The sequence below is a fragment of the Halomonas eurihalina genome, from assembly GCF_008274785.1.
In the GTDB taxonomy this organism is placed as follows: domain Bacteria; phylum Pseudomonadota; class Gammaproteobacteria; order Pseudomonadales; family Halomonadaceae; genus Halomonas; species Halomonas eurihalina.
Genome location: NZ_VTPU01000007.1, coordinates 188055 through 210983 on the forward strand (window position 1 = coordinate 188055; position 22929 = coordinate 210983).

Annotated in this window: 21 protein-coding genes and 1 pseudogene; 5 read left to right on the plus strand and 17 right to left on the minus strand. The window is 64.2% G+C overall.

Features of this window, described 5'->3' with window-relative positions; translation table 11 throughout:
• Positions 1-6: 6 nt before the first annotated feature.
• Together FZZ93_RS09185 and FZZ93_RS09190 are read right to left on the minus strand one after the other, a co-directional pair.
• On the minus strand, positions 7-975 hold the full coding sequence (locus FZZ93_RS09185) for a magnesium transporter CorA family protein (protein WP_149322025.1): 969 nt from the start codon (positions 973-975) through the stop codon (positions 7-9).
• Between the two features lie 33 nt (positions 976-1008).
• Positions 1009-1725 carry a DUF3581 family protein gene (locus FZZ93_RS09190; protein WP_149322052.1) on the minus strand — a complete coding sequence of 239 codons (717 nt, stop codon included), beginning with the start codon at positions 1723-1725 and terminating at the stop codon, positions 1009-1011.
• Between the two features lie 248 nt (positions 1726-1973).
• Here FZZ93_RS09190 and nhaD point away from each other — a divergent pair, with 248 nt between their 5' ends.
• Complete coding sequence (nhaD, locus tag FZZ93_RS09195; protein WP_149322026.1) at positions 1974-3464, plus strand: sodium:proton antiporter NhaD; 1491 nt, start codon at positions 1974-1976, stop codon at positions 3462-3464.
• 78 nt (positions 3465-3542) lie between these two features.
• Here the strand turns inward: nhaD and FZZ93_RS09200 are convergent, their stop codons facing one another.
• The 3 genes from FZZ93_RS09200 to FZZ93_RS09210 are packed head-to-tail and all read right to left on the minus strand — an operon-like array spanning position 3543 to position 7185.
• Positions 3543-5348 (minus strand): DUF4153 domain-containing protein, encoded by a 1806-nt coding sequence (locus FZZ93_RS09200; protein WP_149322027.1) that lies wholly within the window; start codon positions 5346-5348, stop codon positions 3543-3545.
• A 29-nt stretch (positions 5349-5377) separates the two neighbouring features.
• Positions 5378-6454 (minus strand): DUF3541 domain-containing protein, encoded by a 1077-nt coding sequence (locus FZZ93_RS09205; protein ID WP_149322028.1) that lies wholly within the window; start codon positions 6452-6454, stop codon positions 5378-5380.
• The gene (locus FZZ93_RS09210; RefSeq protein ID WP_149322029.1) at positions 6451-7185 is read right to left on the minus strand and encodes a trimeric intracellular cation channel family protein; all 735 of its coding nucleotides are present in this window, start codon (positions 7183-7185) and stop codon (positions 6451-6453) included. The genes FZZ93_RS09205 and FZZ93_RS09210 overlap by 4 nt, the downstream gene beginning before the upstream one ends.
• Positions 7186-7388: 203 nt before the next feature.
• Between FZZ93_RS09210 and FZZ93_RS09215 the strand changes: the two genes are divergently transcribed.
• The gene (locus FZZ93_RS09215; protein WP_149322053.1) at positions 7389-7853 is read left to right on the plus strand and encodes an NfeD family protein; all 465 of its coding nucleotides are present in this window, start codon (positions 7389-7391) and stop codon (positions 7851-7853) included.
• A gap of 2 nt (positions 7854-7855) precedes the next feature.
• On the plus strand, positions 7856-8905 hold the full coding sequence (locus FZZ93_RS09220) for an SPFH domain-containing protein (RefSeq protein ID WP_149322030.1): 1050 nt from the start codon (positions 7856-7858) through the stop codon (positions 8903-8905).
• Positions 8906-8926: 21 nt separating this feature from the next.
• Here the strand turns inward: FZZ93_RS09220 and zapE are convergent, their stop codons facing one another.
• The 11 genes from zapE to fabV form a co-directional block, all read right to left on the minus strand.
• Positions 8927-10036, minus strand: a complete 1110-nt coding sequence (gene zapE, locus FZZ93_RS09225; protein WP_149322031.1) for a cell division protein ZapE — start codon at positions 10034-10036, stop codon at positions 8927-8929.
• The gene (locus FZZ93_RS09230) at positions 10033-10959 is read right to left on the minus strand and encodes a DUF808 domain-containing protein (protein ID WP_149322032.1); all 927 of its coding nucleotides are present in this window, start codon (positions 10957-10959) and stop codon (positions 10033-10035) included. Before FZZ93_RS09230 ends, zapE begins: the two co-directional genes overlap by 4 nt.
• A 131-nt stretch (positions 10960-11090) precedes the next feature.
• Complete coding sequence (astB, locus tag FZZ93_RS09235; protein ID WP_149322033.1) at positions 11091-12455, minus strand: N-succinylarginine dihydrolase; 1365 nt, start codon at positions 12453-12455, stop codon at positions 11091-11093.
• Positions 12452-13921: a succinylglutamate-semialdehyde dehydrogenase gene (astD, locus tag FZZ93_RS09240; protein WP_149322054.1), complete on the minus strand. Its 1470-nt coding sequence runs from the start codon at positions 13919-13921 to the stop codon at positions 12452-12454. The genes astB and astD overlap by 4 nt, the downstream gene beginning before the upstream one ends.
• Positions 13921-14967, minus strand: coding sequence for an arginine N-succinyltransferase (gene astA, locus FZZ93_RS09245; protein WP_149322034.1), 1047 nt, complete (start codon positions 14965-14967; stop codon positions 13921-13923). Before astA ends, astD begins: the two co-directional genes overlap by 1 nt.
• Entirely contained in the window at positions 14967-16037 is a 1071-nt protein-coding gene (locus FZZ93_RS09250; protein WP_149322035.1) for an arginine N-succinyltransferase, read from the minus strand. The genes astA and FZZ93_RS09250 overlap by 1 nt, the downstream gene beginning before the upstream one ends.
• 47 nt (positions 16038-16084) lie before the next feature.
• Complete coding sequence (locus tag FZZ93_RS09255; RefSeq protein ID WP_149322036.1) at positions 16085-17299, minus strand: aspartate aminotransferase family protein; 1215 nt, start codon at positions 17297-17299, stop codon at positions 16085-16087.
• Between the two features lie 138 nt (positions 17300-17437).
• A complete protein-coding gene (locus FZZ93_RS09260) occupies positions 17438-18415 on the minus strand; it encodes a GlxA family transcriptional regulator (RefSeq protein WP_149322037.1) in 978 nt (325 codons plus the stop codon).
• A complete protein-coding gene (locus FZZ93_RS09265; protein WP_149322038.1) occupies positions 18405-18962 on the minus strand; it encodes an isochorismatase family protein in 558 nt (185 codons plus the stop codon). Before FZZ93_RS09265 ends, FZZ93_RS09260 begins: the two co-directional genes overlap by 11 nt.
• A gap of 138 nt (positions 18963-19100) precedes the next feature.
• Entirely contained in the window at positions 19101-20081 is a 981-nt protein-coding gene (locus FZZ93_RS09270; RefSeq protein WP_187774501.1) for a GlxA family transcriptional regulator, read from the minus strand.
• A gap of 99 nt (positions 20082-20180) precedes the next feature.
• A complete protein-coding gene (gene fabV / locus FZZ93_RS09275) occupies positions 20181-21389 on the minus strand; it encodes an enoyl-ACP reductase FabV (protein WP_149322039.1) in 1209 nt (402 codons plus the stop codon).
• A 198-nt stretch (positions 21390-21587) separates the two neighbouring features.
• Here fabV and FZZ93_RS09280 point away from each other — a divergent pair, with 198 nt between their 5' ends.
• Positions 21588-21977 (plus strand): DUF7079 family protein, encoded by a 390-nt coding sequence (locus FZZ93_RS09280; protein ID WP_149322040.1) that lies wholly within the window; start codon positions 21588-21590, stop codon positions 21975-21977.
• 141 nt (positions 21978-22118) lie between these two features.
• Positions 22119-22757, plus strand: a complete 639-nt coding sequence (locus FZZ93_RS09285) for a TetR/AcrR family transcriptional regulator (protein WP_149322041.1) — start codon at positions 22119-22121, stop codon at positions 22755-22757.
• Between the two features lie 73 nt (positions 22758-22830).
• Here the strand turns inward: FZZ93_RS09285 and FZZ93_RS18545 are convergent.
• A pseudogene (locus FZZ93_RS18545) lies at positions 22831-22929 on the minus strand (electron transfer flavoprotein subunit alpha/FixB family protein); the annotation flags it as partial.

Genomic DNA, 22929 nt, shown 5'->3' on the forward strand with positions numbered 1-22929 from the left:
TGCGCCCTAAAACCAGCGCTTGCGCTTGAACAGGTACAGCATGCCGGCCACCAGCGACAGCATGACGCCGATCACGATGAAATAGCCATAGCGGAACGACAGTTCGGGCATATAGGCGAAGTTCATCCCATAGAGCCCCGCCAGAAAGCTCAGGGGCACGAAGATGGCGGTGATCACCGTGAGGATGCGCATGGTGTTGTTGAGCTGGTGCGATGACAGGGAGAGATAGCCATCCACCAGGTCCCCGCAGATGTCATAGTACATCTGGGTCAGGCTCAGCAGACGCTCGAAGCGTTCGTGTACATCGTTGATCGCGTGCAGGGTTTCTTCGTTGGCACGAGGCAGGTGGTCGTAGTCGTGGCCGGTCAATTCCTGGGTGATACCGACGTGATAGTTGAAGATACGGCGCATCTTGACCAGCCGCGAGCGATAGGCAATGACCCGACGCATCAGGGTATCGCTGCCATCGTTGGTCAGGAGATCCTCGAGGTCGCTGAGCTGCGACTCGAACGCCAGCAGGCTGTCCAGGTAAAAACCTGCCGAGATATACATGATCCGCAGTGCGACATATTCCGGGGACCATCCGAGCAGGTGCTCGCCCTCACGCTCAAACAGCCGATCCACGCTCATCGCCTGTCCCGGATGCAGGCTGATCAAAAAACGCTCGCCCAGCAGGAAGGCCATCTGTTGGGGCACGTAATCGAGCTCGTCGTCGAAGGAAGAAATGCCGCGATAGAGGATCAGGGTATGGTCGTCAAATTCCTCTATCTTCGGCGGATGACGGTCCCGGTGGGCATCGTCGATGGCCATCGGATGGCAGCCGAAGGCTTCGAGCATCTCGCGCTCGCGTGCCATGCCCTCGCCCTGCAGATCGATCCAGATACGACTGTCCGGCGACTCGTGCCAACGCGCGATCAATTCGTCGCCACCCAAGGTGGCATGGCCATCGGCGTCCAGAAGCAGGGTTCGAATCATCGTCTTCTTCCCGAGTGCCAGGCAGGGTACACCCTATGAGACACCGGCCTCATGAGCCGCCTTCAGTCGATAGAACTCGTCGACGATCTCATCCATCGCCGCAGCGTCATAGTCGCAGAGCCCGCTGACCACCAGTTTCTTGGCGCCGTTACCGACTTCCTCGCCGCCGGCGACGATACGGAAGTCCAGCAGCGCATCGCCACGCTTGCCGGCCACGTCGAGGGAGGACTCGAGCAGTTCCAGCCCTGGCTCGACACCGTCCAGTCGCTCGAGCGAGAAGCCCATGCTGTCGTAGATCACCAGCGGGCGACGAGGATTGAACATCACGCCCCGATCTTCCATCAGCGGCTTCAGGTAATGAGGGAAATTCTTGCCGGAGAAAGCCACGTAGCAACGCGTGAAGGCTTCCACCACCGATTCGTCGTGCGTGACGTCGCCATCGCGGCACACTTCGAGATAGCACTTGCCGGCATCATCCTGCACCCGGATCAACCCATCGTCGCCTTCGGCGAAGCTCAACGGGACACTGTCGCCGACCATACTGAGAAACCGAAAGTTCATGTTTTGGGAAAGCCCAAACCGCGCCAGCACCAGCGCGAACAGCAGATCCCCCGGGACGCAGAAACGTCGCGCATCGGCATTGTGGATCGGGTTAAAGTCACCGGCCACGCGCTTTGCGAAGCGGCTCGCCTGCTCAGCGGTAATATGGATGCGCGAGCCTGTGCGCGAGTGGTAATCATCGAGAAACATGCGTCGAAGTCTGCCTGTGTCATTGGCGTTACGAAACTCTCCCGGCACTCCGGCCGGAATCGCAGATGATGCCATAAAATTCTCCCCAAGGGACGGTATAGGCAGCGATCCCCCATGCATCGACTCATGACAATGATGGCGCGCCCCCTACCAAAGGGGCAGTCCAGCGGACCATGTGCTGGCGTACAAAATGGTAAAATTTCCTGGTTTTCGACCCCTTTCTTGCCATTTTACGACTCAGGATAACAATGATGTTGCAAAGCTTTTGTCATCTCGCCAGCGGGCGCCGGCGCTTCCCGGAGCGCCTCGCACTCGCGTCCTGCCCGCTTCTCCTTTTCTTCCTGATCACTCCCGCCCTCGCCGCCGCCCCAGGCCTCGACCTGACCACGTCCTTCGTCGGTTTTCTGGCCGTGGCCATCTTCGTGCTGGCCTATGCCCTGGTCATGGCCGAAGAGCGGCTGCACATGCGCAAGTCAAAACCGGTTCTGGTCGCCGCCGGTATCATCTGGGGGCTGATCGGCTGGGTCTACGTCAAGGCGGGCATGCCCAGCGAGTCCGAGCACGCCTTTCGCGAGACGCTGCTCGAATTCAGCGAGTTGATGCTCTTCCTGCTGGTGGCGATGACCTACATCAATGCCATGGAAGAGCGTAATGTCTTCGATGCACTGCGCTCCTGGATGGTCCGCAAGGGCTTCAGCTACCGCATGCTGTTCTGGCTCACCGGTATCCTGGCCTTCATCATCTCGCCGATCGCCGACAACCTGACCACGGCGCTACTGATGTGCGCCGTGGTCACCAAGGTCGCCGAGGGCGACAAGCGCTTCATCAACCTGGCCTGCGTCAACATCGTGGTGGCCGCCAACGCCGGCGGCGCCTTCAGCCCCTTCGGCGATATCACCACCCTGATGGTCTGGCAGGCGGGCATCGTCCATTTTCATGAATTCTTCGCGCTGCTGGTCCCGTCGCTGGTCAACTTCCTGATCCCCGCCGTGGTGATGAGCGCCTTCATCAAGAACCGCAAGCCCGCCAGTCTCGAGGATGACATCTGGCTCAAGCGTGGCGCGCGGCGCATCATCGTCCTGTTCTTCCTCACCGTGGCCACGGCCGTAGTGTGCCATACCCTGCTGCACCTGCCGCCAGTGCTGGGCATGATGACAGGCTTGGGCTATCTGCAGTTCTTCGGCTATTACCTGCGCCAGAGCCTGCCGCGCTCTCTCGAACGCAAGCGTACCCGCTACACCCAGCGGGGCGACTGGAAGAAACTCGAGCAATTGGGCAGCGTGGTGCCCTTTGACGTTTTCAACCGCGTGGCACGCGCCGAGTGGGATACCCTGCTGTTCTTCTACGGCGTGGTGATGTGTGTCGGTGGCTTGGGCTTCATGGGATATCTGGGGCTATTGTCCGATGTGCTCTATACCCAGTGGCATGCCACCGGGGCCAACATCGCGCTCGGCGTCGTCTCGGCGGTGGTCGACAACATCCCGGTGATGTTCGCCGTGCTGACCATGGAACCCGATATGTCCCACGGTCATTGGCTGCTGATCACTCTGACCGCCGGGGTCGGTGGCAGCCTGCTGTCAGTGGGCTCTGCCGCCGGCGTGGCGCTGATGGGCCAGGCACGCGGCAACTACACCTTCATGGGCCACCTGCGCTGGACACCAGTGATCGCCCTGGGCTACATCGCCAGCGTGGCGACTCACCTATGGATCAATGGGGCCAGCTTCGCCCTGCACGGCTGACGCAGTAGGCCCACCATCCAACCAGTGATGAAAGGGCTGCCAGACGGCAGCCCTTTTTTGATCACCACCGCTTGAGGTTCATCCGCCAGTACTTTCCTCCCCTGGTGCCGGGAGGCCGATCAGATAATCGAGCCTGGGGGTGACCTGGTAATAGCACTCGCCGTCCGTGAAGATCATGAAGGGCCCGGACAGATGCTCCAGCCTGTCAGGCTGGTCTGAATCTTCATGCTGGCAACCAAGCAGGCTTGCCGAGCCAATTTTCTGCCCCCCGGCCGAGGTCTGTCGATATACCTCGCCACTGCTGTAGGGGCTGTAGTGCGTATAGAACACTATCCAGTAGTCGGCATCCGGCGAGGTTGCCTGGACAACGGCACAGAGCCCCGAACTGGACAGGCAGTAATTCTGTTGTTCGGCGACAACGCGCATCATTGATTCAGGTGGAGCCGTTGACGCGTCGACCCGAAACATGGCGGCCACGGCATCAGGATCACTGGTATCGACCTGGGGCGTCCGGTCGTACTGGTTCTCCCGCGCGAGAGCGGCATCAATGCCCTTGGCTGCCAGCGGGTGGTCCTCGGCGAAAGCCTCATCGGCGCTCAGGCGTTGCAAAACACGAACACCGTAGGCGCCCAGTTCGAAACGCAGATATGCATACTCGAATTCATCCGGATCGGCCTCGCCACTGGAAAGCCGCGCAGACTGGCTTTCTGCTGACCAGTCACGCAAGTCGGCCAGCGGCGTATTGACCACCAGCAACAGCACCGCCATGCCGATGCCAAGCCAGCTGTTGATGATGTGGATACCCCGCAAGGCATCGCCACGCTTCCATGACAACATGACGGCATACGTCAGGGTAAAGGCGGCAACCAGCAGTTGAATGACTCCCGCCCAGAGGCGGTCGACCGTGAGTCCATACTGGTCGATTCTCAGCCACAGCGCCCAGGCGGCCAGCAGGCTATTGATGGGCAACAAGAGGATTCCGAGGTACACGAAACAGCGCAGAATCCGAGGATAAGGCAGCGGCTCGGCCTGTTCGCTGAACACGGCGTTGAAGAAGAAAAGCAGCACGATAGCCAGCAGCATCATGAGCAGAGCGGCATGACCGGTATCCCAGATCTTCTGCAGGCCGGTGAACGGAAGCGCGGCGAGAAACAGTACGCCAATCAGGCAGGCAAGCGGCAGCAGCGCCTTGATCAGCACCTCGCACATGAACTGGACCATCGCGATCAGGCGTATCCGGCTACGGATCATGACCAGGCCGACGCCCCCGACGAGCCATGTCACCGGATAAACGAAAATCGGCTCATTGAACACTGTGGCGAAGACATCCACGCCGATGACCTGGAACAGTCCGGCCCAGAGCATGAGCAATAGCCAGAAGACGCCGATGAACAGCCCCAGCAGCGCCAGTATCAAGGCATTTTGCCAGGAATAAGCGATCAACTGCGGATACGAGGCCTTCAGCCTGCCGCCATGGCTCCAGGCACGAAAATACACCGCCAGGATGAACAGGCTGGTGCCAATGCTGGCAACGAAGGGCATGATGAAGTTGCCTCCTCGCAGTGCCAGGTCAGCGGCCTGGGCCAGCCAGCCCAGATGCCAACCCAGCCAGAACAGCAAGGGGGCAAGGACAGCGGCAGCCAACAGGTTGCGGTAGTCCTGAAAACGCTCGAGGCCCATGTAGAAAAAAACAGGCAAGGCGATGACCAGCGTATAAATTGCGGCCAGCCAGCGTAAGTCGGTGGCCGGCCAGAGCTGCTGCCCCTCGGCTCCGAAGCCCAGGGAAAAATGCAGATAGCACAGGACAACCCCCTGCAAAAGCGCGATGGTGACCAACGTGTAACGACTGGCGGTATCCAGCGGGTCATGCGTATCTATTGTCATGGAGGTCGCCTGATCGGACAGATGAGATTTCACCGGTTTTCCCCCAGGTCTGGTCCGGGATACAGACGCTCGGGCCAGTCCAGCAGCATGATGGCCAGGACGTTGCGGTGCTCGCCATACGCCGGGTCGAGACTACCGTTCTCGGCCGGCACCATGCGCGCCTCGGGATCATAAGCCGCCAGTAGGGCATCGCGCAGCCGGCGCACCGCGGGGTCCGCCTCGCGCCCCGCGAGCAGGAAGCTGATGCCGACTTCCGTGTAGATGTCCGCCTTGGTCTCGACCAGGATGCGATCCAGACGAGTGGCGAAATAGTCCAGTATCCAGTCGAACTCAGTGGCCGAAACGCGACGCTGATAGTAGCCGCTGGCGGCGATCACGAAATGGGTCATCCCGTAGATCTTGTTGCGATAGGAGGCGCGTGACAGCGTTGCGTCCCGCTCGGGCGGATAGTGAGCGCGAAACGCCTCGATCGCCGTCTCGCGCAGATCGGCCACGTCCAGCTCGTGGAGGTAGTACACCAGATTGGCCACCTGGGCGGCATAGACCTCCATCACTTGGGGATCAGTGACGAAAGCTCGGAAATCGACACTCTCCAGGTAGCGCAACGCCCGGCGATAGCCCGGTAGGTCGGTCTCGTTGAGCAGGCCATGATAGCTGGCCTGAGTCAGTCGAAAGGCCAGTCCCTTGGCATAAGCAATCTCACGCCAGTCGGCCAGCATGCGCTTGCGGCGCTGCTGCTTGGCGGTACGCTCCGGGTAGTCGGTCACCGCCGCCTCGGCACGCGCCGCGACGACCTGCGGCCGGGCCAGCCCTTCGATCTCCTCGTGCAACTCGACGACCAGGCGGTCGGCATAGGCGCGATTGGGTGGCAGATAACGCGGCTCAGCGGTCAAGCGATAGAGGCGCTGGGCGTAATGACGGCGATCATCCAGCGGTAGATCGGGCAGAATTTGCTCATAATGCTGACGAATCTCGGCAGCCACCGCCGTGTAGCGCGCCTCATCCTGACGCGCCTCCAGAGCACAGCCGGCCAGGCCCAGACACAGCACCAGCCCCCAGAACCAGGTCACCCTGGGCCTGACGGCCGCCTTGAGGAGGGTGATCATGAGCGCTCCTTGCGACGACGCGACCGCTCCGGGGGAATCAGCTTGACCCGGAACTTGGGGCGCTTCGGCGGCGCCGGGGGCTGCCCTGCCTGCGACGGGGAAGCGGGACGCTCCACCTCTACCCAGGCGAAGACCGGCAACGCCAGGCGCCAGCGAATCGCCGCCAGGCGCAGCCCCAGCGTCGTCACCAAGGCCCCGCAAATGGCGGCGAACAAGGGGAGATTCAGCGCCTCGAGCGTCACGAAGACCACACCACCGGCGATTGAGGCCGTGGCGTAGATTTCCTGGCGCAGCACCATCGGCACCCGATGTGCCAGCACGTCACGCATCATGCCGCCCGCCACGCCGGTCAGCAGCCCCATCAGCACCGCCACCACTCCCGGCGCTTCCAGTGTTATCGCCTTGTGGGCACCGATCACGGTGAACAGCGCCAGGCCGAAGGCGTCCGCCACCGGCAGGAAGACACGCGACAGGCGGTGGATGTAATGAAAGCCCAGGATAGACAGCCCGACGGTCGCCAGGATGACCCACAGATACGCCGGGTCCTCGACCCAGAACACCGGCCGCACGCCAAGTACCAGGTCGCGCAGGGTACCGCCACCGATCCCGGTCATGGCGGCCAGCACCAGCATGCCGAAAGGATCCATCCGCGAGCGGCAGGCCAGGATCACCCCCGACAGCGCGAAGACGATCACCCCCATCATGTCCAGCCAGTAGATCATCCCCGTCACTTGCATCCTCCGCCGTCTCGATGTCGCCAGCATAGCAGGCTCGATCGCCAACGCCTGGCCTTATAGCCACCTTGATGCTTGCTGATCTCGCCCCTTTTCCATCATGTACCGATACTCGAGCACCCGGGCTGAGGCACAATACGAGAGAGATGATCGCTCGCAACGTCAACCGAGGCGCCCCCCACATCAACCACGGAGCTACCATGGACTGGAACCCTGCCTATACCTGGCTGGTCATCGCCTTGCTGCTGGGGGTGGCCGAACTGGCCTCCGGGGCGCTGCTGCTACTGGCGCTGGGCGTGGCCGCGGCACTGACCGCCGCGCTCGCCGCCTTGGGATTCGGCCTGCCATGGCAACTGCTCGCAATGGGCATATCCTCGGGGCTGCTGGTCCCCATCGCAGTGTGGGTTCTGCGCCCCAGGTTCTCCCCCGCAGGTGTGGCTTACGGCACCACCGGTACCGGTGTGGAACAAGGCAATACCTATCGCGTCATCGAGCGTGACTTCGACGGGGCCAGCGGCATCAAGATCAACGGCGATTTCTATCGTATTCGTCTCGCTGCGACCGACGAGGCCGACCTCCCGGCGGATACTCTCGTCACCTTCAAGGAATTCGATGGCACCACCGCCATCGTCTCACTCGCCTCCACTAACTCCAAGGAGCAGTAATCATGGATCTCCCCGTCAGCCCCGGCCTGATTCTCAGCCTGATCATCGTTGTCATCGGCATCCTGATCATCGTCAAGGGATTGGTGGTCGTTCGCCAATCGGAAGTCATGGTCATCGAGCGCCTGGGGTCGTTCAATCGACTCCTCGAAAGCGGCATCAACATCATCATTCCCTTCATCGAGCAACCCCGCGCCATCACCATGATCCGCTACCGCAAGATGGGCGACGACTACCATGCCATCACCAGCGACGAGACACGGATCGACCGCCGCGAGACCGTCATGGATTTCCCTGGCCAACCCGTGGTGACCACCGACAATGTCACGGTGACGATCAACGGGGCCCTCTACTACCAGGTCATCGATCCCAAGCGCGCGGTCTATGAAGTGGAAAACATGAGCCAGGCCGTGGAGGTATTGGCCAAGACCACCCTGCGCTCGGTGGTCGGCAAGATGGAGCTCGACAAGCTGTTCGAGTCACGCTCGGAGGTCAATAACGAGATCCAGGCCGCCATGGAGGAGCCCGCCTCCAAATGGGGGGTGAAGATCTCCCGGGTCGAGGTGCAGGACATCGCCATGCCCGAGGAAGTCGAATCCGCCATGCGTCTGCAGATGGCCGCCGAACGCAAGCGCCGGGCCACCGTGACCGAGGCCGAAGGCGAAAAGTCCGCGGCCATCGCCATGGCTCAGGGGCAGCGGGAGTCAGCGATCCTCAACGCCGAAGGCGACAAGGAATCCGCCATCCTGCGCGCCCAGGGCGAGCAGGAATCGATCAAGCTGGTGCTCAATGCCCTCGGCGACAGCGAGGACAACAAGCAGACGGTGGTGGGTTACCTGCTGGGCCAAAGCTATATCAAGGGGCTCCCCAACATGGCGAAGGAAGGCGAGCGGGTCTTCGTTCCCTACGAGTCCTCCGCCCTGCTCGGCTCCATGGGCATGTTCCGCGAACTCGCCGGTTCACCGGAGGATGCCGTCACCGCTCACCTCCAGTCCCGCGGTAACCGGGATGGCCTGCGCAGCGGCATGGTCGGCGGTGCCAGCAGCGGCAGCTGATACGTCACTCTCCAAGCCCCGTCACCGAACGGCGAAGCGTGCCAACTGCATTTCCCGCAGACGACTCAGGGTGCGGCGAAAGGGAAAGGCCAGGTGCCCGGCCGGATAGAGCTCTTCCATGGGCACCCGGGCTTCGACATGCAGCGGTACACCACGGTCGTAGCATTCATCGACCAGGGCGATGAAGCGGCGTGCGCCATCGTCGTGTCGGGAGAGCGCCGGCAGCTCGCGGTCGCCGGCCTCGACCCTGGCACCGGCGTCCTCGGTGCCACGCGCGATCCTCGCGGCCACGGGCGTTCCGCCAAGGCACGGCACCTCGCCGAGCAGGATGTGACAGAAGCGATCGCACAGGGCGATGAAGTCCAGGGCCGCCAAGGGTCGCTCACAGAGGGCCGCATAACGGCACCAGACGACCGACTCGCCGCATGCCTCCACCTCGATCGGCTGATGCCCCAGGATGACAGGCTCGGTCGACGCCGTATGCTCGCCGTTGAGCCGCGCGAAGACGTCCGGCAGCACACTCGCTGCGCCCGCGCCGCGTACCCAGTAGCGTTGTTCTAGCGGCCCCGGATGACACCGGTGGTCCTGATCGCCGGCCAGGTGCACCACTCGGGTGCTGCGCTCGATGGCCTCGATGGCAGGCAGGAAACGTTCGCGATTGAAGCCGTCGGCATAGAGCCCCGAGGGCGCTTGGTTGGACGTGGTCACCAGGGTCACGCCCTGCTCGAACAGCTCACCCAGCAAGCGGCCCAGCAGCATGGCATCGGCGATATCGGTGACGAACAGCTCATCGAGGCACAGCACACGCGCCTCGCTGCTCAACTCGACGGCCAGCCGCTGCAGCGGGTCGGCGGTGCCCGTCAACTGAAACTGGCGCCGGTGGACCCAGCGCATGAAGTGATGGAAATGCTGGCGTATCGACGGTACCTCCAGGCCGCGCTGAAAGGCATCCATCAGCCAGGTCTTGCCGCGCCCTACCGTGCCCCACAGGTAGACGCCCGGGACGCGGGTGTCTCCACGCTGCAGGGCCTGGTGGGCCCGTTCGAGCACTTCGACGGCCTGCCACTGGGCCTCGTCCGCAACGAAGCCGTCCGCCAGGGCACGTCGATAAGCAACCAGCGGCGATGTCATGCGTCAGCGCCGCGCCACTTCTGGACCAGAGTCACCGCCCCCAGCACCAGGGCGCCGGCCACCAATCCAACCACCAGGTTGAGCAACATCGGACCGAGGCCGTGCACGATGGTATCGAGCCCCGGCATGGCCAGCTCGACCTCGCTCACACCCCGGGCCAGGTGATGCAGGGCAGGAATACCATGGTTCAGAATGCCGCCACCGACCAGGAACATCGCCAGGGTACCGACCACCGACAACAGCTTCATGAGATAGGGCGCTCCCTTGACCAGGCCGCGCCCGATGACGGCCAGGGCACCGCCGCGCTCATCGAGGTAGAACCCCAGGTCGTCCAGCTTGACGATGCCCGCGACCAGGCCATAGACACCGACCGTCATCAGCAGGCCGATGCCGATCAGCACGACGATCTGCTGGCCCAGGGCCGCCCCGGTGACCGTGCCCAGGGCGATGACGATGATCTCGGCGGAAAGAATAAAGTCGGTACGCACGGCCCCCTTGATCCTTTGGCGTTCGAAGGTACGCATGTCGACCTCGCCCGAAGCCAGCGCCTTGGCTCGCTCGGCGTGCTCCGCCTTGTCGTCCTCGCCATGCAGAAACTTGTGCGCCAGCTTTTCGGCGCCCTCGAAGCACAGGAAGGCACCGCCCAGCATCAGCAGCACCGTCACCAGCCAGGGCATGAAGGCGCTGATCAGCAAGGCGGCGGGAATCAGGATCGCCTTGTTGAGCAAGGACCCCTTGGCCACCGCCCAGACCACCGGCAGTTCGCGAGCGGCCCTCACGCCGGTGACCTGCTCGGCATTGAGGGCCAGGTCATCCCCCAGCAGGCCTGCGGTCTTCTTGGCCGCCACCTTGGTCATCACCGAGACATCGTCGAGGATGGTGGCGATGTCGTCGATCAGTGTCAGTAGACTGGCTCCAGCCACGAGGACCTCCTGTCGCAATGGTGGACGTGTGGTCCCAGCATAACCGCAGACACCGCCCGCGCCGAGCATGAATAGACCCGCATAAACGAAAAAGCCCCGCCGTGTGGCGGGGCAAGGAGGACATTACCGGCTCATGCCAACTGAAACGGGTAGACATTGCCGATGCGCAGGATACCTGTCAGCTCGTCGAGGGCGGCAAGGGTTTCCTCGGCGAGTTGCGGGTCGGCCAGGTCCGCGGGGGCCAGGCGGTCCCGGTAGTGGCGCTCGACCCAGGCGGTCAACTCGCCATGCAAGGCCTCGTCGAGCAGCACGCGCCCGGAGAGTGCGGCACGCTCCGGCGCCGAGAGCGCCACGCGCAGGCGCAGGCAGGCCGGGCCACCGCCGTTGCGCATGCTCTGCTTGACGTCCTTGACCACCACCTCGCCGATCGGGTTGTTGCCGGCCAGCAGGTGATCCTGAATGCAGCGCCACACCGCCTCGCGCTCCTGGCACTCGCCGGGTACCACCAGCGTCATGCTACCGTCAGGGTTGCTGAGCAATTGAGAGTTGAACAGGTACGAGGCCACGGCATCGTCGAGGCTGACCGCCTCGCGCGGCACCCGCACCGGAATCAACGGCTCGGACATGCTGGCACGCAGCGCTTCCAGGGTGCCCTCTTCGTCGCGGAAGGCCATCTCGTGATAGAGCAGCACGGGGCCGTTGCCCACCGCGATGACGTCATTGTGGAAGACGCCGGCATCGATGGCCTCGGGATGCTGCTGGGCGAACACCGTCTGCGCCTCATTGAGACCATGCTGACGCGCCACCGCCTGGCTCGCCTCCAGGGTCTGCCGCGCCGGATAGCGACGCGGTTCGACGCCATCGCCGCCGAAGGCCTGGCGTCCATAGACATAGAGATGCACCCCGGCCTCGCCATGTGAGGCGCACAGCCGGGTGTGGTTGGCCGCGCCCTCGTCGGCGAAGGCCGGCGTGGCGGGCAGCGCCGGATGGTGCGCGAAACGTGCCTCGTCGGCGAAGATCGACGCCAGCACCCGGCCGGTGGTGTCCGGTTCCAGGTAGCGATGGAAGCTCGACTGCAGATTGGCCGGCGTGAAGTGAACCCGGCCGTCGGCAGCGTCGACGCTTGGTGTCACCGTGGCCGCATTGGCCGTCCACATGCTGGAGGCCGAACACACCGCACGCAGCAGTTGTGGCGCCTCACTGGCGGCCCGGGCCAGCACCCGGGCATTGTCGCCGTCGAACCCCAGGGCGCGCAGGGCACCCAGGTCCGGGCGCTGCTGAGGCGGCAACACGCCCTGAGCGTAGCCGGCCTCCATCAGCGACTTCATCTTTTCGAGCCCCTGAAGCGCCGCTTCGCGCGGATTGGCGACCAGCCCCTCATGAGTCATCGAGGCGACATTGCCGTGCGCCAGTCCCGAGTAGTTGTGCGTCGGCCCCACCAGACCGTCGAAGTTCACCTCGCGAACGTCGAGCCCCGCTTGCCGTTCATCGTTCATAGGCTCACTCCCGGCGGCAGTTGATCGGGCAGCTGCAGGTCCTCGGTCTCCATGGACGCCACCGGATAGGCGCAGTAATCGGCGGCATAATAGGCGCTCGGGCGATGGTTGCCGCTGTCGCCCACCCCGCCGAAGGGCGCGTCGCCGGAGGCGCCGGTGGTCTGGCGATTCCAGTTGACGATGCCGGCGCGAATGCGCAGCAGGAAGTCGTCCCAGTCGGCCCGTTCACCGCCGATCAGCCCGGCGGAAAGGCCGTAGCGCGTATCGTTGGCCAGTCGCAGCGCCTCGTCCCAGTCGTCATAGCGATAGACCTTGAGCAGCGGACCGAAGTGTTCCTCGTCGGGCACCTCCAGGCCGGTGACATCGATCAGGGCGGGAGACAGCAGGCTGGTGCCCTCCTCCAGGCGCGCCATGCGCGACAGCACCGTACCGCCGCGTGCCTCGAGGTCCGCCTGGGCAGCGAGCAGCCCATCGGCCGCCTCCAAAGTCGCCAGGCCGCCATAGAAGCCGGCCGGTTCGGCGAACTGGCCGGTCACCCTCAGCTTGGCGATGGCCTCGCTCAGGGCTTCCAGCAGCCGATCGCCCACCGGTCCGCGCGGCACGATCAAGCGGCGTGCGCAGGTGCAGCGCTGGCCACCGGACAGGAAGGCCGACTGCAGGATGGTCAACACAGCCGCCTCCTGGTTGGGCACATCCTTGACTATCAGCGGGTTGTTGCCGCCGAGTTCCAGGGCCAGGATCTTGCCCAGCTGCTCGGAGAACTGGCGCTGGAGCAGGCCGCCGACCTTGGCGCTGCCGGTAAACAGCAGGCCATCGATGCCCGGATGCCGGGACAACGCCTGTCCCACCGGCGCCGCGCCCTGCACCAGGTTGATGACGCCATCCGGCAGACCGGCCTCGCGCCAGCACTGCAGGGTCAGATCAGCGGTCAACGGCGTCTGCTCGCTAGGCTTGAAGACCACGCTGTTGCCGGCCAGCAACGCCGGCACGATATGCCCGTTGGGCAGGTGCCCCGGGAAATTGTAAGGACCGAACACCGCCATCACGCCATGCGGACGATGGCGCAGCACCGCCCGGGCATCGCCCAGGTCACGCTCGCGCTCGCCGGCGCGCTCCTGCTGGGCGCGTATCGAGATCGCCACCTTGCCGATCATGGCGCCGACCTCGGTGCGCGCTTCCCACAACGGCTTGCCGGTCTCATGGGCGATGGCCGTGGCCAGCGCTTCGCGATGGGCTTCCAGCACTTCGCGGAAACGCTCGACCAGGGCCTTGCGCTGTTCCAGGGGCGTGCGCGCCCAGGCCGGCATGGCGGCGCGGGCGGCTTCCACGGCGGCCCCCACCTGGGCCTCGCTGGCAGCGCCACCGGACCACAGCGCCTCGCCGCCTACGGGATCATGCTTGGCGAATTCTTCGGCCTCGCCGGACTGCCAGTGGCCGCCGATCAGTAGCTGTTGTGTCGCCTTCATCATGTCTCCTCGTCGGTATCCAGAATGCGCAGGGTGTCGCCCGCGCCGACCTCGAGCCGCTCGGCCTCGGCCTCGCTCAGGGTCAGCACGCCGTCATCGTCAGGGCCACGCCCCACCCAGGCCGCGCGGAAGTCGGCCATTACGGTGTTGGAGGCCAACCAGCGCGGGCGTGGTGTCTGCTCCAGCTCGCCGGCCTTGACCTCGACCCGGCAGGTCCGCGACAGGCGCACGCCGCGCACGTCGTCGATATAGGCTTCCACGGTCGGACCGCCATCGAAGATGTCGATGAAGCCTTCCCAGCGCAGCCCCTCCTTCTTGAGCATCGCCAGCGCCGGACGCGTGTGCTCGTGCACCTGGCCGATGCAAGCGCGCGCCTCCTCGGAGAGGAAGGGCGTGTAGATCGGGAACTTGGGCATCAGCTCGCCGATGAAGCTCTTCTGGCCCAGCCCGGTGAGCCGGTCGGCCTCGTTGAAGTCCAGGGGAAAGAAGTGGCTGCCCAGGCATTCCCAGAAGGGACTTCTGCCCGATTCGTCGAACAGGCCGCGCATCTCCGCCAGCACCTTGTCGGGGAAGCCGTCACGGAATTCGGCCATGAATAGCCAGCGCATCATCGACAGCAGCGCGCCATTGCGCTCGTGGCGGCGGTCGGTACCACGATACTCGGCGCGCAGGAACAGCGAGGCCACTTCGGCGTCGCCGGTGTGATCCGAGCTCAAAAACAGGGTATCGATGGTGCGGTGCAGGTCGAGCTGTACCGAGGAATGCGCCAGGGTGCCGACGCGGTAATGGTAGAAGGGGATCTCGCGTCCCACCTGGCTTTCGATGGCGCAACAGCCGGCGAGACGCCCTTCGACCTCGTCCTCGAGCACAAAGAAGTAAAGGCGCTTGTCTTCCGGCGTCTCGCCATTGAAGGCGCTCACCGCCGAAGCGATCTTGGCGGCCAGGAAAGGCTCATTATCGGGCAACGAGGTGAACCCCACCCCCGTTTCGCGGGCCAGTACCCGCAGTTCGTCCAGATCGGACTCGGCAATCGGTCGGATGCGCATTACAACTCTCCCTCGTCGTAACCCGGATCATGCTCGGCACCGGCGAGCGCCAGCGGTGCGGCCAGCACGGCGCGGCCTTCCTCGACGCCGAGCAGCTCGGCGTGCTCCGGCGACAACATCAGCTGGCCAGTGGGCGACAGGGCATAGCGCGCCACCACGCAACGAAAATCGCCGAGACGCTGATTGGCGACCATCGCCGGCTCGGCATCCGGCAACGAACGGGCCGGCCGAATGCGCACCGGATGCCAGGCAGCATGGCGGAAGCTCTCGAGGCGCTCGCGCTCGCCCTTGATCACCGGTCCGGCATCGAAGATGTCGACATGCCGCGAGCGCAAAAAGCCCTCAGCCAGCATCTCGCTCATGGCCGGCTCGTGCTCCGGGTGCTCACGCCCCACCGCGGCCCGCGCCTGGGGGGTGAGCAGCGCCTGATAAAGCGGGAACTGTGGCATCACCTCGGCGATGAAGCTCTTCGAGCGCACCCCGGCGATGTAGTTGATGTCCTGGAAGTCGCGGATGAAGAAATGCCGCCCCACACTGTTCCAGAACGGCGACTGTTGTTCGTCGTCCAGATAGCCGGGGAAGGCCATCGCCAGGATCTCGGCGAAACGCTCCGGGTACTGGGCGATGAACATCAGCCGAGCGCGGCGCAGCAGACTCTCGGCGCTGGTGCCCCGATAATGCGCGTCGAGCGAATAGGCGCACAGCAGGCTCGCTTCGGAGACCTCGTGGGAGAGCGACAGGGTCTGTACCTCGCGGCGCACGTCGAGCTGCTGCGAGGCGTGGATCAGCGTCTCCTGACGATAGGTGTAGTAGGCCTCCCGGGCGCCGGCCTGGGCGCGGATGGTGGCGGTGCCCACCGCCTCGCCCCGCTCCAGGTCCTCGAGCACGAAGGTATAGTGCTCGTCGCCGGGGAACTCCACCTCGGCCTCGAAGGCCCGTTGGGAGCGCGCAAGGCGCTCCTCCAGTCGGTCGCGGTGCGCCGGCAGGTTGGTCAGACGCGGCGTGGCGCTGCCCGCCAGCCGCTCCAGGGCCGGCAGATCCGCCGGCCGGGCGGGACGTACCACCAGCATGTCATGGCCTCCACGTGAATCGGCTTCCGGCATGGTGGGAACGCGGCTCACTGGTCGGCCACCAAACGCGCAACGGCACGCTCGAGACGCGCCATGCCCTCGACGATATCCGCCTCGGGGATCACCAGCGACGGTGCCACACGCAGCACATTAGGCCCGGCCACCAGCGCCATCAGACCTTCCTCGATGGCCAGCGGCAGGATGTCCTTGGCGCGTCCTTCGTACTCGGGATGCATCTCGGCGCCGATCAGCAGCCCCATGCCACGCACTTCCTTGAAGACGTTGTGCTTGCGGTTGATGGCCTCGAGGTGCTCGCGGAACAGATCGTGACGCTTGGCCACGCCGTCCAGCACTTCGGGCGTATCGATGTGCTCGAGTGCCGCCAGGGCCACGGCGGACGCCAGGGCATTGCCGCCATAGGTCGAGCCATGAGTGCCCAGCGTCAGGGATGGCGCGATGCGGTCGGTGGTCAGCATGGCACCCACCGGGAAGCCACCACCGAGCGCCTTGGCGGTGGTCAGGATGTCCGGTGTGACGCCGTATTGCATGTAGGCATACAGCGAACCGGTGCGGCCCACGCCGGTCTGCACTTCGTCAAAGATCAGCAAGGCATCGTTGGCATCGCAGAGTTCGCGCAGCCCCTTGAGGAACTCGGGGTCGGCGGGAATGATGCCGCCCTCGCCTTGCATCGGCTCGACCATCACCGCACAGGTGTCGGCGTCGATCAACTCGCGCACGCTGTCCAGGTCGTTGTACTCGCCGTGCACGATGCCACCCGGTACCGGCCCGAAACCCTGGGAGTACTTCGGCTGGCCACCGACGCTGACGGTGAACAGCGTCCGGCCGTGGAAGGACTTGCCGAAGGAGACGATGCGATTCTTGCGCTCGCCGTGATTGTCGTAGGCCCAGCGACGCGCCAGCTTGAGCGCAGCCTCGTTGGCCTCGCCACCGGAACTGCACAGATAGACCTTGTCGGCGAAGGTCCGCTCGACCAGGCTGCGCGCCAGTTTCAGGGCCGGCTCGTTGGTGTAGATGTTGGCCAGATGCCACAGTTTGTCGGCCTGCTCCTTGAGAGCATCGACCAGCACCGGGTGGCAATGACCCAGCGCGTTCACCGCGATCCCCCCGGCGAAATCGATGTACTCCTTGCCCTGCTGATCCCACAGGCGGCTGCCCTCGCCACGCACCGGGATGGTCTTCTGGGGCGCGTAGTTGGGCATCATGTACTGGTCGAAATCACTGCGGGTCGGGGTCTGGGTCATGTCACGCTCCTTTTGCTCGAGAAGGCTCGGAAGGATGGATCATCGTTTTCGAGTCGATGCATTCGAGTATAGGGAGCACTGGCCGGGGAAGCTTTCAGCAATGGGACGGCGAATTGTGAAAGAAGGCAGCGAAGCGGGTCAGGACGAGCCTGGCTCCCGACGCTCGCGCCATGCTCGGGGTGAACCGGTTTCGAAGCGGCGCCAGGCACGCCTGAGCTGCCGGTCGTCGCCGAGACCGACTTCTTCGGCGATACGTGCCAGGCTCCAGGGCGTCTCCTCCATCAATTGTCGGGCGAGCTGCAGACGCAAGCGCAGCAGATAATCATGCGGCGACATGCCGGCGACCGCGAGGAAGCGACGACGCAGGTGACGTTCACTCATTATCGCCGCTCGCGCCATGTCGGCCATTGACCACCGTTCTCCCAGACGAGCACTCAGAGCGTCCTGCAGGCGGTGGATACGCTCGTCGACATGATTGCGCCCTTCCAGCCAACCGGCCAGTTGCGGCTCATGGCCGCTGCGGCGCAGGTAAAGCACCATCTCCCGGGCCACCGCCAGCGTCAGCCGGTGACCGAAGCATCGCGTCAGCCAGTGCAGCATGGTGTCGATGCCCGTGGAGATTCCGGCGCTGGTGAGGACGGGGCCATCCTCGATGAAGATACAGTCGCCCTGAACACGAGCCCCCGGCGCCAAGGTTTCCAACTGCGCCAGCAGGGTGTGGTGGGTGGTACAGCGACGACCGTCCAGCAGGCCGGCCTCGGCCAACAGCAACGAACCCGAACAGATCCCCATGACCGTGCGGGCCGCCGGCGCATGCTCGCGCAGCCATTCGACGGCAAGCGGCTGACGGCTCGGATCGATGCCCTGCCGATACTGTCCGGGCACCAGCAGCAGATCCCAGTCCTGCGACGTCCGAGGCAGGGGCTCGATACCGCTCAGCGCCAGCGGTCCCAGCCAGTCGAGCGTCTCGCTGGGGCCGAAGTAGCGAATCGTCAGGTTCTCGTGCATGCGCTGCGCACTGTGCAGCACCTGCAGCGGACCCACCAGGTCGAGCGGGACCTGGCCGGGGAGCATCAGCACCCCGACCGTCGGAGACGGCGCCGTCTCAAGCGGCATGCGTGCCCCACTCCTTCGCCAGGCCGGCGACATCGACGATGCGCGCGAAGCGACCTTCCAACACCAGCTCGGTGCGGGCGCGAATATCCTCGGCGGACCAGGTCCGGCCCAGCCGGGTCATGGGGAAGGTCAGGGTCGCTTCGCTGACGAAGTCCACCTCGAAGCCGAGGTCGGCGGCGACACGCGTGGTGGTCTCGCAGCACTGCTCGGTGCGAATGCCGCTGATGATCAGCCGTTCGATGCCTCGATCGCGCAGCCAGTGTTCCAACTCGGTGTCGGTGAAGGCGTTGTGGGCTCGTTTGTGGAAGGTCGCCGCCGACGGCTCGTCGAACCCTTCGAGCGGACGAATCAGGCCATGCTCGGGATCGAAGGGCGTCGTACTGCCGGGCTCCTCGTGGTAGATGCGTACCAGAGGCATTCCGGCTTGTCGGGCCAGCGCCAGCAAGGCGTGTTGCCGCTCGCGCCAGGGGGCAGTCAGCGCCTCGTCCCAATAGTCACGCGCCGGGAAGGAAGCTTGAACGTCGATCATCAGGAGTGCGGTGTTCATGGGCATGGTCTCCGCCAAGGAGCAATGGATGGTCGTGCCAGCATAGCGCCGCCCCATCGCGGGACTGAGGCCATAAGCGGCTCATCAGCGGACATTTTCGGCCATAATCACCAAGTGCAGACACTTTTCGTTGAGCCTCTAGCCCAGGCGCTCCTCGCGGGGCGTCATGCCGAAGTGATTGCGATAGGCGGTGGAGAAGTGTGCCGCCGAGGAGAAGCCGGTCTGCAGGGCGATCTCGCCGGCGGGACGGTCGCTTTCGCGCAGCAGGCGGCGGGCCTGCTGCAGGCGCAGGTTGAGGTAATAGCGGCTGGGCACGGCCTGGAGATACTTCTTGAACAGCCGCTCGAGCTGGCGACGCGAGATACCGAGGTGCTCGGCCAGCTCGTGGGTCGTCAGGGGTTCCTCGATGTTCGACTCCATCAACGCCACCGCGTCCACCAGACTCTGGGGCGCATGGCCGAGCCGCGTGCGCAACGGCACCTGCTGGGGCTCGTCGCCCATGCGGATGCGCTCGAGCACGAAGTGTTCGGAGATACGTTCGGCCAGCTCGTCACCATGGTGACTGCCGACCAGGGTCATCATCATGTCCATGGCGGCGGTGCCGCCCCCGCAGGTCAGCCGGTCGCGGTCGATCTCGAACAACTGCTGCGACAGACGGACCCGCGGATAGTCCCGGGCGAAGGCCTCGAAACGCGGCCAGGGCAAGGTGGCACGATAGCCATCCAACACCCCGGTACGCGCCAGCAGCTCGGTGCCGCCGCCGATACCGCCCAGTACCACCCGGGCAGCGGCCAGCCGCTGCAACCAATCGAGCAGTGCCCGGGGCACGCTGCCCGCCAGCGGGCCCGGCGCGCACACCAGCAACAAGTCCAGCGACGCCCCCGACTCGCTAGCGGCAGCCTGGGGCAACAAGGCCTGACCGGAGGCACTGGCGACCGGCCGCTCATCGACGGCGAAGGTCGACAGACGATACAGCGTGCGCCCAGCCAGGCGGTTGGCCACGTGCAGGGGCTCGGTGGCGCAGGCCTGGGCCAGCATCGAGAACCCGGGCAGCACCACCATCCCCACGTCTCTGGTCAGGCCGTGGGAAGGCGGCCCGCCCCTGCCATCAGCGCCCATCATCGACGTCGTGCAGGGTATCGGTGAAAGCGTTGGGCCGGGAGATCAAGCCAGCCATGGTGGAGCCACGGCAGGACTCGAGATTTCATGCGGCATCTCTCAGAGTTCGACGACATCGAAGTTCGCCACCGGGTCGACGTCGGCCTCGTAGTCCACATCATCCCGCTCGAAGCCGAAAAGCTTCAGGAAGTCGTGCTTGTAGCCGGCGTAGTCGGTGATCTCGAACAGGTTGTCGGTGGTGACCTCCGCCCACAGCGTCTTGCAAGACTGCTGGACATCGTCGCGCAGCTCCCAGTCGTCGAGGCGCAGACGACCGGCATCATCAGTCTCGGCACTGCCCTGCCCTTCACCCAGATAGAGGCGCTCGCCGAACAGGCGATTGAGCTGGTCGATGGTGCCTTCATGGAGCCCCTGTTCCTTCATCACCTTGTAGACCATGGCGATATACAGCGGCATCACCGGGATCGCCGCGCTGGCCTGGGTGACCACGGACTTGAGCACCGCCACATTGGCACCGCCGCCCTGCTTGCCGAGACGCTTGTCGATCTCATCGGCGGCACGGTCGAGATCTTCCTTGGCGCGCCCCAGGGCGCCATGCCAGTAGATCGGCCAGGTGATCTCGGTGCCGATGTAGCTGAAGGCCACGGACTTGGCCCCCGGCGCCAGCACGCCGGCGCGGTCCAGGGCATCGATCCACAGCTCCCAGTCCTCGCCGCCCATCACGTCGATGGTATCGGCGACTTCCTGCTCGGTGGCCGGCTCGACCTCGGCCTCGATGATGGCGTCCTTGTTGGTGTCGATGGCAGTGGCGCGGTAGGTCTCGCCGATCGGTTTGAGGCTGGAGCGCTTGAGCTCTCCGCTGTCGGGCAGCTTGCGCACCGGGGACGCCAGGGAATAGACCACCAGATCGACCTGGCCGAGATCCTGCTTGATCAGCTCGATGGCCTTCTCGCGCGCCTCGTGGGAAAAGGCGTCACCATTGATGGACTTGCTGTAGAGGCCTTCGGCCTTGGCGAACTTGTCGAAAGCGGCCGAGTTGTACCAACCGGCGGTACCAGGCTTTTTCTCCGTGCCCGGCTTCTCGAAGAACACGCCCAGCGTATCGGCGCCGTAGCCGAAGGCCGCGGTGACGCGCGCCGCCAGGCCGTAACCGCTGGAAGCGCCGATGACCAGCACTTTCCTGGGGCCGGCATTCTTGTCCAGGCCTCGCGCCCGGGTCGCCTCGATCTGCTCGAGCACGTTCTTCTCGCAACCGACGGGATGAGTGGTGGTGCAGATGAAACCGCGTACCTTGGGCTTGATGATCACAACAGACCTCTTCGTTGGATACCGAGGAGCCGCACGGGGCGGCGTCCGGAACATTGTGTTGCAATGGCAACATTCTAGCGACACTGGGCGCCACTGTCCGCCCTCATCGGCTCGCCTCGAACTTTGTTGAGTGCAGCCGCCGGCTGGGGCAGCATGGCGGTGATCCCGATGTCCGACACAACGAGCAGGAGACCGCCAATGGATGCCCAGACCCTCGTCGACGAGCGTGGCGAATTATGGCTGGCGCTGGCGCCCCTGTGGCTGGAGCGGGAACCCAAGGAGACCGACTACGCTCGTATGGTCGAGGTCATCCAGCGTCACGACCTCAGCGTGCAGGAGCTGGAGTGGGTCTTCCGCCTGGAGCTGGCGCCGGTGCTCTCCCGCCAGCAGATGTCCGTGGCAAGCGAGTGGCGCCACTTCGACGACCACAAGCTGATGCGGCTGCTGGTGGCCCATAACCTGCGGCTCAAGGGCTGGCGGCGCAAGACCTGGGCGCTGTTTTCGGGCCTGACCACCATGATGGCCCGCCACCGCTGGAACGAACTGATGGAGCGGGTGTTGATTGCACGGGGCGAAGTGCCTTCCTAGCCTCCTAAACCACTGGTCTGGCGACGCCTACCTCCCAGCGCTTTTACATGTACACAAAACAGACACCTATGTACACTAGGCTCTTCATGCGCACGACCCAGTTCGTGCCCTTCGCTTTCCTGGACACGCGAGGCCTGCTCGATGCCATCCGCCGACAACCGCAACACCAAGTGGAAGGGGTCTCGTGATGCCTGGTTGGATGCGGCCTTTGAGCTTTTGCTCGAATCTGGCGTCGACAGTGTGCGCATTCTGCCGCTGGCCAAGCGCCTCGAGTTGTCACGCACGAGTTTCTACTGGTTCTTCAAGGATCGCGAAGCGCTACTGCACGCCCTCATCGAGCGCTGGCGCCAGAAGAACACCCAAGGGCTGGTCGGCCAGACACAAGCCTATGCCGAGACCATCACCGAGGCGATTCTCAACGTCTTCGACTGCTGGCTGGACCCGGCATTGTTCGACTCCCAGTTGGAGTTCGCCATCCGCAGCTGGGCGCTACAATCGCCGGACGTTTCTCAGGCCATTGAACAAGCCGATGAAACGCGCATCGAAGCGCTGACACAGATGTTCGTACGTTTCGGCTACGAACCACTGGCCGCCAATGTTCGCGGCCGCACTATCTACCTGACCCAGATCGGCTATATTTCCCTTAACTGTCAGGAAACGCTGGAACTTCGCATGCAGCGAATTCCCTCATATGTAGAGATCTTCACCGGGCAACCACCACAAGCCCACGACCTGCGCCGCTTCCACGCACGACACGCCTACACACCACAAGACGGCTGACACAGCGCCCCATCGCCATGACGCGGACACAACAATGCCGGTAACAGGCTCGTGATTACCGGCATTCTCATCTCTACAGCTTCTGCTCGAGTTCAGGCAGCGCCTCGAACAAGTCAGCGACCAATCCATAATCGGCCACCTGGAAGATCGGCGCCTCCTCGTCCTTGTTGAT